Origin of the sequence: Kribbella sp. CA-245084, from assembly GCF_050942355.1 — a bacterium.
In the GTDB taxonomy this organism is placed as follows: domain Bacteria; phylum Actinomycetota; class Actinomycetes; order Propionibacteriales; family Kribbellaceae; genus Kribbella.
Genome location: NZ_CP192053.1, coordinates 2,474,668 through 2,487,488, shown reverse-complemented (window position 1 = coordinate 2,487,488; position 12,821 = coordinate 2,474,668). Strand labels below are relative to the sequence as shown.

The window sequence follows — 12,821 nt, the reverse complement described above, 5'->3', positions numbered from 1 at the left end:
ATGTTATGCAGTTCCACGTTCGTTGTCGAAGCGCCCGCGGATTGTAATCCGCCGGGCGTTTTGTCGTATCAGGAGAAAATCATGGCTTTGGGAACAGTGAAGTGGTTCAACGGCGAGAAGGGCTTCGGCTTCATCTCTCAGGAGGACGGCGGCGCTGACGTGTTCGTCCACTACTCGGCGATCCAGACGCAGGGCTTCCGCTCGCTGGACGAGAACCAGAAGGTTGAGTTCGAGATCGCTCAGGGCCCGAAGGGCCTGCAGGCGGAGAACGTCCGCCCGGTCTGAAGTGCTTGACGGCAGGCCCGGGTCACCGGGCCTGCCGTTCTGTGCTCCACAGGTACTCGCCGTCTTCCACCACGTCGGTGCGCGCGAGACCTACAGCCGCTGCCACAGCGGCCGACGCAGTGTGATCCGGATGGACGTGCGCGATGATCCGGTCGGTCTGCTGCTTCTGTAGCCAGGTGACTAGGCCCTGGGCTGCCTCTTTCGCATAACCCCGGCCCTGCCACGCGGTGCCGATGACCCAGGCGATCTCCGCCGTACCGCTCGTGATCGTCGCTTGCACGAAGCCGATCAGGTCGTCATCGTGCTGGATCACCCAGTTGAGCCATTGCTCGTCCTCACGGCCCGGGCCTTCGAGTTGGCGGGCGTACCGCGCCTCGAGCGCCTCCACAGTGGGCGGCTCGCCGCCGGTGAACGTATACAGGCTGGGGTCGGACAGGACCTTCGCCATCGCTCCGGCGTACTCGACCTTGAGCGGGAGCATCGTCAGGCGGTCCGTCGCGATCATCGCGCCACGGTAGCGCCATTTGCCGGTCCGGCAACATGCGACTGGGTGCGCCCACTCGTGGGGCCAGACTGTCGTCATGATCGAGATCGATTGGGCTGAAGAGGCCGGGCGGCTGCGTGCGTCCGCCGAGGGCGAAGGCGACTGGAACGCGGCAGTGGCCCGCAGTCTGGTGCGGGACAGCGACAAGGTCGTGGCCGACATCGGCTGCGGCGGCGGAGGGATGGCCAAGGCGTTGGCGGAGGCTCTACCCAGTGCGACGGTGGTCGCTGTCGACGCGGATCCCGACGTACTGGGGCAGGCGCGGCAGCACACTGCCGGACTGGTCCGGTGTGAGCTGGCGTCGATGGACGAGGGGGCAGAGCCGTTGCGTCGGGCAATCGACGCGCCGGCCGACCTGATCTGGGCGTCGGCCTCGGTGCACCACGCTGCCGACCAGCAGGCTGCTGTGGACGCGCTGGCCTCACTGCTCGCGCCAGGCGGGCGGCTGGCGCTCGCCGAAGGCGGACTGCCTGCTCGGTACCTGCCCTGGGACCTCGGGGTCGGAGAGCCCGGGCTGGAGCTGCGGCTGGACCTGGCGCAGGACAGGTGGTTCAAGGTGATGCGGGAGTCGCTGCCGGGGTCGGTGCCGATGCCGTACGGGTGGACCGAGGCGCTGACCCGGGCCGGGCTGACCGACGCGACCACCCGGAGCGTGCTGACCGAGACGCCGGCACCGCTGACGCCGGAGCGGTTGGAGGGGCTCGTACAAGCGTTCCGGACACGGATCGCGCGGATGGCCGGCGAGGGGCACGGTTCAGGGCATGGCCACGGGCACGGTCATGGGCACGGTCACGTTGTGGCGGACGAGGAGTGGCTCGATCCGGAGGACCTGGCGGTCTGGAAGCAGTTGCTGGACGCCGACGGGCCGTATTACCTCGGACGCCGCCGCGACCTCGCCGTACTGTCCGTCCGCAGCATCCACCTGGGGTACTCGCCGCGCTGACAGGGCACGCCGTCGCAGGAGTGTCGGCGGCTCGCCGTAAGGTGGGTGCCCATGAACGACCGGCTGGTGTGGATCGACTGCGAGATGACCGGCCTCGACCTGGCGGAAGACGCCCTGATCGAGGTCGCTGTGCTCGTCACCGACTACGAACTGAACGTGCTCGGTGACGGGATCGACCTGGTGATCGCTCCACCACCGGCCGCACTCGAGCAGATGGGCGACTTCGTCCGCGACATGCACACCGCGTCCGGGCTGCTCGAAGAGCTCGCCAACGGCATCCCGCTCGCCGACGCCGAACAACAGGTGCTCGACTTCATCACGTCGTACGTGAAAGAGCCGCGCAAGGCCGCCCTCGCCGGCAACTCCGTCGGCACCGACCGGACCTTCCTGGTCCGCGACATGCCCCGGGTCGAGTCGCACCTGCACTACCGCAACGTCGACGTCAGCTCGATCAAAGAGCTCGTCCGCCGGTGGTACCCGCGCGTGTACTACGCGACGCCCGCCAAGAACGGCAACCACCGCGCCCTCGCCGACATCAGCGAAAGCATCGACGAACTGCGGTACTACCGGCAGACCGTGTTCGTGCCGCAGCCCGGACCCGACTCCAACGCCGCCCGGGCCGCCGCCAGCCTCATCGCAGCACCCGTCCAGGACACCCAAACCGGCTCCTGACACCTCGATTTCAGCTCCGGACAGTTCGTCGCTATGATTGCTCCGCCGTCGCGGTTCAGATGGCAATGGTGGGTGTAGCTCAGCTGGTAGAGCACCTGGTTGTGGTCCAGGTGGTCGCGGGTTCAAGTCCCGTCACTCACCCGATGGCCGGCCATGCCTGCGGATTGCGCAGGCTTGGTCGGCTTCGTCATTTTGTTCGGCTGCGCTTCGCTTGCCGCAGGCGGGGGCTCCGCCACCCGCACCCCCTGGCGCCTTCGCTTCGCTCGGCTCCTGGGTTGGGTTTGCCGGTTGGGTCACCGCTTTGGGATGGGAGGATGCCGGGGTGAAGGGTTCCGGGAGTATGTGGTTTGGGTATGGCGTGGTGGTTGTTGTGACGTTCGGGGTGGGGTTCTTGGCGTTTGCTGTGTGGGTGCTCTCCAAAGTCTTCTGATTCTGGGTGTGATCTCGGGGGCTCGTTGATGCGTCTCTAGTTGTGAGGCTCGACGAGAGGGTGTGGATGAGATCGACTGAGGAGTTTGAGGAGTTTGCGCGGGCTCGGATACCGCAGTTGTATCGGACGGCCTGGTTGCTTTGCGGGGATCGGCATCATGCTGAGGATCTGGTGCAGGACACGCTTGCGAACGTGTTGAAGGCTTGGCATCGGGTGGACAGTCCGGGGGCTTATGCGCGGACTGCGTTGGTGCGGACTTATGTGTCTCAGCGGCGGCGGCGGAGTTGGTCTGAGCGGCCTACTGAGGTTTTGCCTGAGGTGGTTGAGCGGGCGGGAGATGTTGAGTTGCGGTTGGCGTTGCAGGGTGCACTGGGGGAGCTGGCGCCGTTGGATCGCGCTGTGCTGGTGCTGCGGTTCTTCGAAGATCGCAGCGTCGAGCAGGTGGCGCTTGATCTTGGCAAGAACGCCAGTGCGATCAGCACTCGCACCGCTCGCGCCCTGGATCGCCTACGGGCGGTTCTTGGTGACGAGGCCGTCCAGCTGATCGCGCACTGAACCGAGGAGAACACATGAACACCCAACTCACTGACCTGATGAACCGGGCCACCGAGAACCTCGAGCCGGTTACTGCCGACCTGCTGGAGCGGTCTGTCACGCAGGGGCTGCGCCAGCGGAGGCGACGTACGGCGTTGCTCACCGCGAGCGGCGCTGGCGCCGTACTGGCCACTGCCGGGCTGATTGGCGGCGGGATCCAGCTGCTGAGCTCCCCCGCTGATGCTGGGGTTGCCGGCACTGCGGCGCCGCTGACCAAGCCGTCCGTGAAGGCATCGACTGCCTCCGTGACGCCGAAGGAGACTCTCGCCACGCTGCGGACGCTGCTTGCGGCGCGTGGGCTGACGCTCGGCAAGTCCGAGACGTGGGGCGGCGGCGCCTTCACCGGAGCGGCGTACGTGGTCGACGACGGTAAGGGGGCTGCCCGCGTCGACGTGATGGTGTCCGGTGGCGGAGAGGGCAACCCGTGCGTGCCCGTCCGCTCGGGCTGCACCACGTTGGCCGACGGCTCGGTGCTCTACGCCTCGCCGACCTACCCGGAGTACTCGGACGGCCGCCAGGCGCAGAACGGCGTCGTCAGCCACTCCGTCACGCTGTTCCGGCCGGACGGCCGCAACATCAACCTGATCAGCTACAACGCCCCGGCGGAGAAGGGCCAGCGGCACACCCGGCAGAAGCCGATCCTGTCCACGGCCGAGCTGTCGACGCTGGCCAAGAGCAAGTCCTGGAAGCTTCCGCCGGTCAGCACCGTCAAGCCGTCAGGCAAGCCATCGGACAAGTCGTCGCTCAAGGCTAAGACGAAGTAGCTCGCGGGATCAGGTGCTCTTCCAGTGGGGCGATGAGGTCCGTCAGGTGGCGGACCTCATCGGCTGTGCAGGGGGCGAGCGGCGGCGCGCAGTGCGGTGGGCAGAGGCCGCGGGTGTTCAGTAGGGCCTTGACCGTCGGTACGCCGGGGCGCACCGTGTGGATCTTGGTCAGTGCAGTGGACAGCTCCTGCAGGTGATCGAGATCGGCGCCCGGGGCAACCATCTGTAGTGCTAGCCCGGGCGCGAGGTTGGCGATGCCTGGTGTGATGCCGTGCGCACCAGCCCGTACGGCGTCGGCCAGGCCTTGCTCGTCGCCCTGGCTGACCTCGATCCCGAGCGACAGCAGGTACCGCAGCATGTCCGGGTCGCCGGACGAGTCCTTGATGCCGGCCAGATAGGGCTGCGCGCCGCTTGCAGTCTCCTGCGTGAGCAGCGTCGAGCGGGGAGTGTTGTAGGCGATGACCGGCAGACCACGCCGACTCAATGCCTCGAAGTGGGCGACCACCTCGTCGGCGCGGTGCTTGAAGAAGGTCGGCGGGCTCGACACAACCGCATCCGCACCCGCTGCGGCAGCGTCATCAGTGCGCCGCTCGGCTTCCGCCGTACCGGGTGCTGTGACGTTCACCAGGATCGTCCCGCCGGCGACCAGGTCCCGCCAGCGCTTCACCACGCCGGCGGTGAAGTCGCCGGACACCTCGGCCGGGATCAGCGGGCCTTCGCCATTGCTCCCGAGCAGCATCAAGCGGCGTACGCCGACCGAAGCCATTGCCGTGAGCAACTTCTCTGCAGCCTCGGCGGACGGCACCCCGGGCTCGGACATCGGCGTCACCAACGGCACGACCACGCCACTCAGCAGACTCATCCCTGCCACCTCTCGTCGTTGAACAGCGTGACCTCGCCGCGCTCCATCAGCACGATCAGGCTGAGCAGCGCGCCCCAGGTCTGGAACGGCTCGCTGTTCGGCTTGTCGCAGGCGGCGCCGTGCACGCTCGAGTAGTTCTCGTGGATGTGCCGGTGCTCGCGCCACTCCTTCAGCACGAGTCGTTCGCTGCCCTCTGCCAGCCAGGCCGCAGCGTCCTTCTCCCCCGCCCGCCGCAGGCCCAGGTACACAAGGAAGTTCACCGGCGGCCAGGCGCGCAGCTCCCAGTACGACGTGTCCTTGAGCTCGATCTTCTCGTTCCGCGGCGAGGTCGGCAGGATCCACTCGCCGCCGAAGCCGTCGTCGGCGAGCAGGTGTTCGGCCAGCATTCGGCCTCGTCGCTCAGCTCCCACACCAGCCAGCAGCGGGTAGAAGCTCATCGTCGACAACCGCTCCGTGAGCCGACCGGTGTCGGTTCGCCGGCTGCGATAGATGCCGGCGGTCTCGTCCCACAACGTCTCCATCGCCTCGACGACGGTGTCGTGCCGCGTGCGCAGTTCGGACGCGGCATCGGTTTCGCCGAGGATGTCTGCGATCTCCGCGAGCGATTCGCAGTCGACGGCGTACAGGCTGTTGAGGCCGACATCGTGCGCGGCGAGCAGGCTCTTGGTCTGGTCGAACGGAACGTCGTCGAAGACCGGATGTCCGTCCCAGCCGCTCTCGCAGGTCGCACCGAAGTGCTGGTGGATCCGCGGGATGTCCTGCGGCGACGGGTACTCCGGGTCGAAGTACGTCGAGCCCGCGCAGAGCAGCTCGCCGTCGCGGCGGACGCGCCACCACCAGCGGTTCCAGGACAGCAGCGTGTCGAAGCACTCCTCCAGGAACCAGCGGTCGTCGAACCGCCGGTACAGCTCGAGGACGGTCATCGAGCCGACCGGCGGCTGCGAGCCGTCGTACGTCTTCCGGCCGGTGCCCTGTTCGACGTTCGGGACGAAGCCTTCCGGGGTGACGGCGCGGAGCATCTCGACGACGTTGAGGTAGGCAACGGCCTTGCTGTTTGGCGCCGCGAGCAGGGCGTTGAAGAACGCGTCCCAGCAAAACAGCGCGTAGCCGCCGCGCTTGCCGACGTTCCACAGGCGGCTGACGCCGGTGATCACGCGCGACTTCGACGGCTCGTAGATGGTGTTCCAGGAGATCGAGTCGCGGACGATCTCCTGATGTTCGGAGGTGGGGGTGGCCGCCATTGTGATCAGCTCGGCGATCTCGGCCAGGGTGCGTGGGCGGCCGGTGCTGACGCCGACAGCTTGTGTGAGGTCCAGGGCGAGGTACGGGCCGTCGATGTCGCAGTACGGGTCGTCGACGTGCGGTGTGGTCGCGAACACCTCAACCGTGCGATCTGCGGTGGCCCGGATCCGGTCTGGCTCGCGGACGACCGTGCCGGAACGGTTCCACAGGTAGCTCAGGCCGACCGTCAGCAGTGCGCTCTTCGGCTGGTTGGCCGTTGGCGTCACCAGCGCCACCAGGTCCTCGCCGGCGTGTGCGGTCTGGACGCGGATCATGATGCCGGCCCAGGTCAGCGTGGTCTCGGTGTAGCTGCCGTCGTACGCGTGCGGGCCGAGCGTCACGGTCTCGGCGCCCTCGGTCCGACGCCCGATCTGCGTCGTACGCAACGACGTACCGCGGTAGTACTCCTTCAATCCGAAGGAGAGGCCGAGCGCGTCCGGGAGCAGGACCTGGGTGAGCACACTGCGGGTGTCCCAGGTGTTCCAGCCACGCGCCACATCGTCCTGAAGCCGGTCGTACTCGATCGTCATACCACCAGCGTCGCACCGAAATCGATGCTAATGCGAATTACTTCACGGCGAGTACGCCGTGCGTTACGAGCTCGACGCCGATCGCCAGGGTCAGGAAGCCGATGATCCGGCTGAGCGCGCCCAGTCCCGTCGGGCCGAGCTTGTCGACCAACGGCGTACCGAAACGCAGCAGGACGGCGACGAGACCGGCCAGCACCATGCCCGCGACGATCACGCTCACCCGGTTCTCGATCCCGGGGTGCCGCGCGGTCAGCGCGATCACCACGCCGATCGCGCCCGGCCCGGCGATCAACGGCAGCGCCATCGGCGAGAACGACACGTCGGGCTTCGCGACGCCGTGCGTCTTCTCGTCGTCGGTCAGCGTCTCGCGGGAGACGATCATCCCGAAGCCCGAGTGCGCGACCACCAGGCCGCCGGCGATCTGCAGCGCGGGCAGGCCGATGCCGAGCCCTTCCAGGACAAGCGTGCCGAGCAGCGCGAACACGGCCAGGATGCCGAGCACGTAGACGCCGGTCATCACCGCCTGGCGTCTCATCGCGGCGCGGTCGACGCCCTCCGTCAGACCCGCGAAGGTGGCCAGCGCGCCGATCGGATTCGTGATCGGCAACAATGCAGCCAACGCTGAAATTGCCACGTGTACGGGCTCCACGGGCGGGAGCGTACACCCGCCGACGGGCCGAGAAGGGGCAGCTTGCCGTGCGCCATGAAGTGACACCCGCGGACACCGCGCTTGCCGTCGGCAGTGGGGACGTCGAGGTCCTCGCCACGCCGCGCCTACTGACCTGGCTCGAGCTCATCGCGGACGGTGAGCTGGAGCGCGTCGTGGTCGATCGCGCGCGGTTTCTCGCGAACGTGCCCTAGGACGGTTCGACGTACCAGGCCGGTAGCTGGCTCGGCTGGAGGCTGGTGGCGTCGCCGGGGCGCGAGAGCGTGAGGATCGCCTGCTGGATCTCCTTGCGGGCGTTGAGCGCGTCCTCGATCGCGTACAGCCGGGCGGCGACCTCGGACTCGGACTCGTTCCCGGTGACGTCGACGGCGGCGACCATGAAGATCCGGTCGGCGCCGACCCACTCCATGTGCAGGAACGTGATCCGCTCGATGTCCTTGTGCTCGAGCAACGCGCGGAGCACCCGGTTCCGCGCGAGCGGCGTGACCGCCTCGCCGGTCAGGAAGTCCATGTTCCGGCTGATAAGGAACAGCGCGACCACGCCGAGCAGGATGCCGACCACGATCGACCCCACCGCGTCCCAGGCCGCGTTGCCGGTGAGCTGGTGCATGAGGATCGCGAGCGTGGCGATCAGGATGCCGATCAGCGCGGACAGGTCCTCGACGAACACCGCCCGCAGGACCGGGTTCGACGTGAGCCGCACGTACCGCCACGGTCTGAGCATCCGCTCCAGCGCACCGGCCTTCGTCTGCCGCATCGCCTGCGTGAACGAGATCCCCTCGAGCACGAACGAGACCCCGAGTACGGCGTACGCCCAGCCGTACGACGTACCGTCCGCCTCGCCATGCTGGAGCGACTGGACGCCGTGCCAGACCGAGACCGCGGCGCCGACCGTGAACAGGCCGAAGGCGGCGAACATCGACCAGATGTAGCCGACCCGTCCGTACCCGAGCGGGTGCTTCCGATCGGCCGGCTTCTGCGCCCGCCGCTCCCCGACCAGCAGGAAGATCTCGTTACCGGTGTCGGCCCAGGAGTGCGCCGCCTCGGCCGTCATCGAGGCGGACCCGGTGATCACGGCGACCACCGTCTTCGCCACCGCGATCAACAGGTTCGCGCACAACGCGACCAGCACTGTCAGGAGGCTCTCGCTCCCACCCGCCTCGTCCTCGGTGCTCACACCACGACACTAATGCCCCGCCAACGCTCTACCCGACCGCCGTGACATGCGTCTAGTCACGGATCAGGCAACGCGACGGGAGGTCGAACCAACGTAGGTGATCGAAGTCGGTGTTCACCTGGCCCTCCGGATCGCTGACCTGCTGACAGGTAGAGAGCAGGTCCCGAGCCTCGGCGAGGTAGTCGTCGAGAGCAGACTCGGGCGCGGTGTGATCGTGGCGCGGGTACCTGAGCTTGCCGTCGGCGTCGTACCCGACCTGCGACAGCCGCATCGGCGGCTCGACCGGGCCCCGATGATGCCGCCACAGCCCGTTCGATGGGTCGAAGCGGTAGTCCCCAAGCAGCCGCCACCCGTCGCGGGCGACGAGCTTCACCGCCTCGACGACGTACGTGAACACAGCCTCGGAGATGAAGTAATTGAAGTTGACCCGCACCCAGCCCGGCTTGATCCCCTCGCAGCCGTGCAGGATCTCCTCCTCGAACAGGTGCGAGCGGTCGATGTCGATCCCGAGGAGCGTGTGACCGTACGGTCCGGCGCACGAGCACCCGCCACGCGACTGGATGCCAAAAAGGTCATTGAGCACCGCGACCACGAAGTTGTGGTGCAGGTACCGCCCCGACGGAGCCTTCACCACGAACGACACGATCGACAGCCGCTCGGAATCGAGGTTGCCGAGGATCTGCAGGTCCGGCTCCGCCTTCCACGCCTCGACCGCCCGGCGCAGGTACGCATCCTCGTGCGCGCGGATCACGTCGATCCCGACCGCCTGTTTCAGCTGGAACGCGAGCCCGGCACGGATCGACCCGATGATCGCCGGCGTCCCGCCCTCCTCGCGATGCACCGGGTCATCGAGGTACCGATGCTCGAGCGGGTTCACATAGGCGACAGTCCCACCGCCCGGCACGTCCGGCACCCGGTTGCGAAGCAGCTCCCGCCGAGCAACGAGTACGCCGGGAGTCCCCGGCCCGCCGATCAGCTTGTGCGGGCTGAGGAAGATCGCGTCCTTGTACGACAACGAGTCCTGGTCGCGTCCGCCATACATATCGATCTCGACGTACGGCGCTGCGGCGGCACAGTCCCAGAACGACAAAGCGCCGTACCGGTGGAGGAGCGCCGAGACCCGCTGCGTGTTGCTGACGATGCCGGTGACGTTGCTGGCCGCGGAGAACGATCCGATCTTCACCGGCCGATCGGCGTACTCCTGCAGCCTGGACTCCAGCTGGTCGATGTCGATGTGGCCGTCGGTGTCCTGACTGATCACGACCACGTCGGCGATCGACTCGCGCCAGGGCAGCTCGTTCGAATGGTGCTCGTACGGTCCGATGAAGACGACCGGCCGCTGGTCCGGCGGTATCTGATCGGTCAGGTGGTACTTGTCGTCGAGCTCGGCCGGGATCCGCAGCCCCATGATCCCGATCAGCTTGTCGATCGCCCCGGTCGCGCCGGAGCCGCAGAAGATCACCGCGGTCTCGTCGTCGCCGCCGACGCTGTTGTGGATGATCCGGCGGGCGTCCTCGCGCAGGCGGGTGGTCTGCAGACCGGTCCCGCTCGACTCGGTGTGCGTGTTCGCGTACCGCGGCAGGACCTCGTCGCGGATGAAGTCCTCGAGGAAGGTCAGCGCGCGCCCGGAAGCGGTGTAATCGGCGTACGTCACCCGTCGTGGACCGTACGGCCCGGGCATCACCTGGTCGTCACCGATCACCGACGCGCGGATCCGCCGCAGCAGCGGCGTGTCCGGCGGCATCTCCCCCTGGCTACTCATGCCTCAGAGTAGGGCGCACGAGTGACGTTCGTCTCGTACCCGGCGCCGCGTCTGTGGATAAGGTCGGTCGCAGTCAACGGCGAGGAGTTGGGATGACGTTTTCCGGCGAGCTGTGGGACCGCGGTGCCGCCTCCGTGTACGGCGAGATAGTCCGGCACCCGTTCATCACCGGCCTGACCGACGGGACCCTCGACCACGACGCGTTCCGGTACTTCATCATCCAGGACAGCCACTACCTCCGCGCGTACTCGCGGGCACTCAGCCTGGTCGCGGGGCGCGCTCCGGATGACGACGCCGTCAGCATGTTCGCGCTGCACGCCGCCAACGCCATCGCGGTCGAGCGGGAGCTGCACACGTCATTGCTGGCGTCACTGGGCATCACCGCCTCCGATGTCGACGTAGCCGGCTCCGGCCCGACCACAACGGCGTACATGTCCTATCTGACAGCTGTGTGTGCCACCGGCACGTACGCCGAGGCCGTGGCCGCCGTGCTGCCCTGCTACTGGATCTACCGCGACGTCGGGCGGGAGCTGCTCAAGCGGTCCTCACCGGACCCGCTGTACCGGAAGTGGATCGAGACGTACGGCTCCGAGGAGTTCGACGCGGTCGTCGAGGACGTGCTCGCTGTGACAGACGGACTGGACGTGGGGGCTGCGGAGCGGGACCGTTGTCATCAGCACTTCGCGATGACGTGCCGCTACGAATGGATGTTCTGGGACGCCGCTTATCACGAGCTCGATTGGCCGGTGGGATGAAGGACTTCTACGACGTCGTCATAGTCGGCGGTGGGCACAATGGCCTGGTCGCCGCCACGTATCTGGCCCAGTCCGGGCTGTCCACGCTGATCCTGGAGCAACAGGCCCACACCGGTGGCGCAGCGGTCAGCGAGCGAGTCTTCCCGGGTGTGGACGCCCGCCTGTCCCGGTACTCGTATCTGGTCAGCCTGCTGCCCGACAAGGTCGTCGCCGACCTCGGCCTCAGTCTGGACCTCCGGTCGCGCGCGGTCGCGTCGTACACCCCGGTACGCCGTTCTGGTCGCGACGTCGGCCTCATGGTCGAGCGACCAGAGGGTGCGGTCACGCGCGAGTCGTTCCAGGCCCTGACCGGCGGCGACGCGGAGTACGAGGCCTGGGCGGACTTCTATGGCTCGGTCAGCTCGCTGGCTGAGGCTGTGGCGCCCACTCTGCTCGAGCCACTCCAGACAGCCGCTGACATGCGTTCCCGTGTCGACGGTGCGCTCTGGGACGAGCTGGTAGAGCGGCCACTCGGCGAGGCCATCGAACGGCGCTTCACCGACGACACTGTCCGTGGAGTCGTCGCGACGGACGGCGTCATCGGTACGTTCGCCGGACTGCACGACAAGTCGCTGATCCAGAACCGCTGCTTCCTCTACCACCTCATCGGCAACGGCACTGGTGAGTGGCGAGTGCCTGTCGGTGGCATGGGCGCGGTCACCGATGCACTGGCCGCTGCAGCTCGGCGTGCAGGCGCCGTACTTGTCACGAACTCGGCAGTGACCGCTGTCGAAGTAGACGGGGTCCGCGGCTCGGTCACCTGGCTCGGCGGCGATGGTGAGCGGTCAGTGGACTGCTCCTGGGTGCTGTCGAACGTCGCACCGTCGACCCTGGCTGCGCTGCGTGGCCAGACCGGAGTGGAGAAGCCGGAGGGGTCGCAACTGAAGATCAACCTCCTGCTGCGTCGTCTGCCGGCCCTGAAGACCGGCGACGATCCGGCGCGGGCGTTCGCCGGCACGTTCCACATCGACGAGGACTACAGCCAGCTCGAGACGGCGTACCAGTCCGCTCTGCGCGGTGAGCTGCCCGCCGTACCGCCGTCCGAGGTGTACTGCCACTCCCTCACCGATCCGACGATCCTGTCCCCCGAACTGATTGCCTCCGGCCACCAGACCCTGACGGTCTTCGGCGTCCACTTCCCGGCCCGATTGTTTGCCTCAGACAACGATTCTGTCCGCACCGAAGCCACCCGCCGCGTACTGGCCGGCCTCGAGTCGTACCTGGCCGAACCGCTCGAGGACTGCATCGCCCGCGACGCCGACGGCAACCTGTGCATCGAGGCCAAAACGCCGTACGACATCGAGGCATCCGTCGGCATGCCCGGCGGCCACATCTTCCACGGCGACCTCCAATGGCCCTGGGTCACCGACCCCTCCGAAGCCGGCCGCTGGGGCACCGAAACCGACGTCGCCAACCTCCTGATCTGCGGCTCCGGCGCCCGCCGCGGCGGCGCCGTCTCCGGCCTAGGAGGCCACAACGCCGCCATGACCATCCTCACCCGCTAACCGATTTCGCA

Annotated in this window: 14 protein-coding genes and 1 tRNA gene; 9 read left to right on the top strand and 6 right to left on the bottom strand. The window is 67.5% G+C overall.

Translation table 11 applies throughout. From position 1 onward, the window contains the following. Positions 1-81: 81 nt before the first annotated feature. Entirely contained in the window at positions 82-285 is a 204-nt protein-coding gene (locus ACQPYH_RS12055) for a cold-shock protein (protein WP_130445359.1), read from the top strand. 22 nt (positions 286-307) lie between these two features. Here the strand turns inward: ACQPYH_RS12055 and ACQPYH_RS12050 are convergent, their stop codons facing one another. Further along, the gene (locus tag ACQPYH_RS12050; protein ID WP_432890097.1) at positions 308-790 is read right to left on the bottom strand and encodes a GNAT family N-acetyltransferase; all 483 of its coding nucleotides are present in this window, start codon (positions 788-790) and stop codon (positions 308-310) included. Positions 791-866: 76 nt separating this feature from the next. Between ACQPYH_RS12050 and ACQPYH_RS12045 the strand changes: the two genes are divergently transcribed. The 5 genes from ACQPYH_RS12045 (at position 867) to ACQPYH_RS12025 (ending at position 4,232) form a co-directional block, all read left to right on the top strand. Then, positions 867-1,772, top strand: coding sequence for a class I SAM-dependent methyltransferase (locus ACQPYH_RS12045; protein WP_432890095.1), 906 nt, complete (start codon positions 867-869; stop codon positions 1,770-1,772). A 51-nt stretch (positions 1,773-1,823) separates the two neighbouring features. After that, positions 1,824-2,444, top strand: coding sequence for an oligoribonuclease (orn, locus tag ACQPYH_RS12040; RefSeq protein WP_130445356.1), 621 nt, complete (start codon positions 1,824-1,826; stop codon positions 2,442-2,444). Between the two features lie 68 nt (positions 2,445-2,512). After that, positions 2,513-2,585, top strand: a tRNA-His gene (locus ACQPYH_RS12035). 355 nt (positions 2,586-2,940) lie between these two features. Further along, positions 2,941-3,429 carry a SigE family RNA polymerase sigma factor gene (locus ACQPYH_RS12030; protein WP_432894384.1) on the top strand — a complete coding sequence of 163 codons (489 nt, stop codon included), beginning with the start codon at positions 2,941-2,943 and terminating at the stop codon, positions 3,427-3,429. Between the two features lie 14 nt (positions 3,430-3,443). Continuing rightward, positions 3,444-4,232: a hypothetical protein gene (locus ACQPYH_RS12025; protein ID WP_432890093.1), complete on the top strand. Its 789-nt coding sequence runs from the start codon at positions 3,444-3,446 to the stop codon at positions 4,230-4,232. On the opposite strand, the gene ACQPYH_RS12020 is transcribed toward ACQPYH_RS12025, so the two are convergent. The 3 genes from ACQPYH_RS12020 to ACQPYH_RS12010 are packed head-to-tail and all read right to left on the bottom strand — an operon-like array spanning position 4,219 to position 7,539. Further along, positions 4,219-5,094 (bottom strand): dihydrodipicolinate synthase family protein, encoded by an 876-nt coding sequence (locus ACQPYH_RS12020; RefSeq protein ID WP_432890091.1) that lies wholly within the window; start codon positions 5,092-5,094, stop codon positions 4,219-4,221. The two genes, ACQPYH_RS12025 and ACQPYH_RS12020, sit on opposite strands and share 14 nt — an antisense overlap. After that, positions 5,091-6,905, bottom strand: coding sequence for an MGH1-like glycoside hydrolase domain-containing protein (locus ACQPYH_RS12015; protein WP_432890089.1), 1,815 nt, complete (start codon positions 6,903-6,905; stop codon positions 5,091-5,093). The genes ACQPYH_RS12020 and ACQPYH_RS12015 overlap by 4 nt, the downstream gene beginning before the upstream one ends. A gap of 37 nt (positions 6,906-6,942) precedes the next feature. Then, the gene (locus ACQPYH_RS12010; RefSeq protein ID WP_432890087.1) at positions 6,943-7,539 is read right to left on the bottom strand and encodes a MarC family protein; all 597 of its coding nucleotides are present in this window, start codon (positions 7,537-7,539) and stop codon (positions 6,943-6,945) included. Positions 7,540-7,601: 62 nt separating this feature from the next. Here ACQPYH_RS12010 and ACQPYH_RS12005 point away from each other — a divergent pair, with 62 nt between their 5' ends. Beyond that, complete coding sequence (locus tag ACQPYH_RS12005) at positions 7,602-7,766, top strand: hypothetical protein (RefSeq protein WP_432890085.1); 165 nt, start codon at positions 7,602-7,604, stop codon at positions 7,764-7,766. Here the strand turns inward: ACQPYH_RS12005 and ACQPYH_RS12000 are convergent. Together ACQPYH_RS12000 and ACQPYH_RS11995 are read right to left on the bottom strand one after the other, a co-directional pair. Next, the gene (locus ACQPYH_RS12000) at positions 7,763-8,749 is read right to left on the bottom strand and encodes a cation diffusion facilitator family transporter (RefSeq protein WP_432890083.1); all 987 of its coding nucleotides are present in this window, start codon (positions 8,747-8,749) and stop codon (positions 7,763-7,765) included. The two genes, ACQPYH_RS12005 and ACQPYH_RS12000, sit on opposite strands and share 4 nt — an antisense overlap. A 52-nt stretch (positions 8,750-8,801) precedes the next feature. Next, complete coding sequence (locus ACQPYH_RS11995; RefSeq protein ID WP_432890081.1) at positions 8,802-10,511, bottom strand: aminotransferase class V-fold PLP-dependent enzyme; 1,710 nt, start codon at positions 10,509-10,511, stop codon at positions 8,802-8,804. A 92-nt stretch (positions 10,512-10,603) separates the two neighbouring features. On the opposite strand from ACQPYH_RS11995, the gene tenA reads away from it, so the two are divergent. Both tenA and ACQPYH_RS11985 read left to right on the top strand, forming a co-directional pair. Continuing rightward, complete coding sequence (tenA, locus tag ACQPYH_RS11990; protein WP_432890079.1) at positions 10,604-11,266, top strand: thiaminase II; 663 nt, start codon at positions 10,604-10,606, stop codon at positions 11,264-11,266. Beyond that, positions 11,263-12,810, top strand: coding sequence for a phytoene desaturase family protein (locus tag ACQPYH_RS11985; protein ID WP_432890077.1), 1,548 nt, complete (start codon positions 11,263-11,265; stop codon positions 12,808-12,810). The genes tenA and ACQPYH_RS11985 overlap by 4 nt, the downstream gene beginning before the upstream one ends. Positions 12,811-12,821: the final 11 nt, after the last annotated feature.

Bases quoted from the DNA above. Each gene is read 5' to 3' on its own strand.
- ACQPYH_RS12055 (WP_130445359.1), top strand. From the start codon at position 82: ATGGCTTTGGGAACAGTGAAGTGGTTCAACGGCGAGAAGGGCTTCGGC.
- ACQPYH_RS12050 (WP_432890097.1), bottom strand. From the start codon at position 790: ATGATCGCGACGGACCGCCTGACGATGCTCCCGCTCAAGGTCGAGTAC.
- ACQPYH_RS12045 (WP_432890095.1), top strand. From the start codon at position 867: ATGATCGAGATCGATTGGGCTGAAGAGGCCGGGCGGCTGCGTGCGTCC.
- orn (WP_130445356.1), top strand. From the start codon at position 1,824: ATGAACGACCGGCTGGTGTGGATCGACTGCGAGATGACCGGCCTCGAC.
- ACQPYH_RS12030 (WP_432894384.1), top strand. From the start codon at position 2,941: ATGAGATCGACTGAGGAGTTTGAGGAGTTTGCGCGGGCTCGGATACCG.
- ACQPYH_RS12025 (WP_432890093.1), top strand. From the start codon at position 3,444: ATGAACACCCAACTCACTGACCTGATGAACCGGGCCACCGAGAACCTC.
- ACQPYH_RS12020 (WP_432890091.1), bottom strand. From the start codon at position 5,094: ATGAGTCTGCTGAGTGGCGTGGTCGTGCCGTTGGTGACGCCGATGTCC.
- ACQPYH_RS12015 (WP_432890089.1), bottom strand. From the start codon at position 6,905: ATGACGATCGAGTACGACCGGCTTCAGGACGATGTGGCGCGTGGCTGG.
- ACQPYH_RS11995 (WP_432890081.1), bottom strand. From the start codon at position 10,511: ATGAGTAGCCAGGGGGAGATGCCGCCGGACACGCCGCTGCTGCGGCGG.
- tenA (WP_432890079.1), top strand. From the start codon at position 10,604: ATGACGTTTTCCGGCGAGCTGTGGGACCGCGGTGCCGCCTCCGTGTAC.
- ACQPYH_RS11985 (WP_432890077.1), top strand. From the start codon at position 11,263: ATGAAGGACTTCTACGACGTCGTCATAGTCGGCGGTGGGCACAATGGC.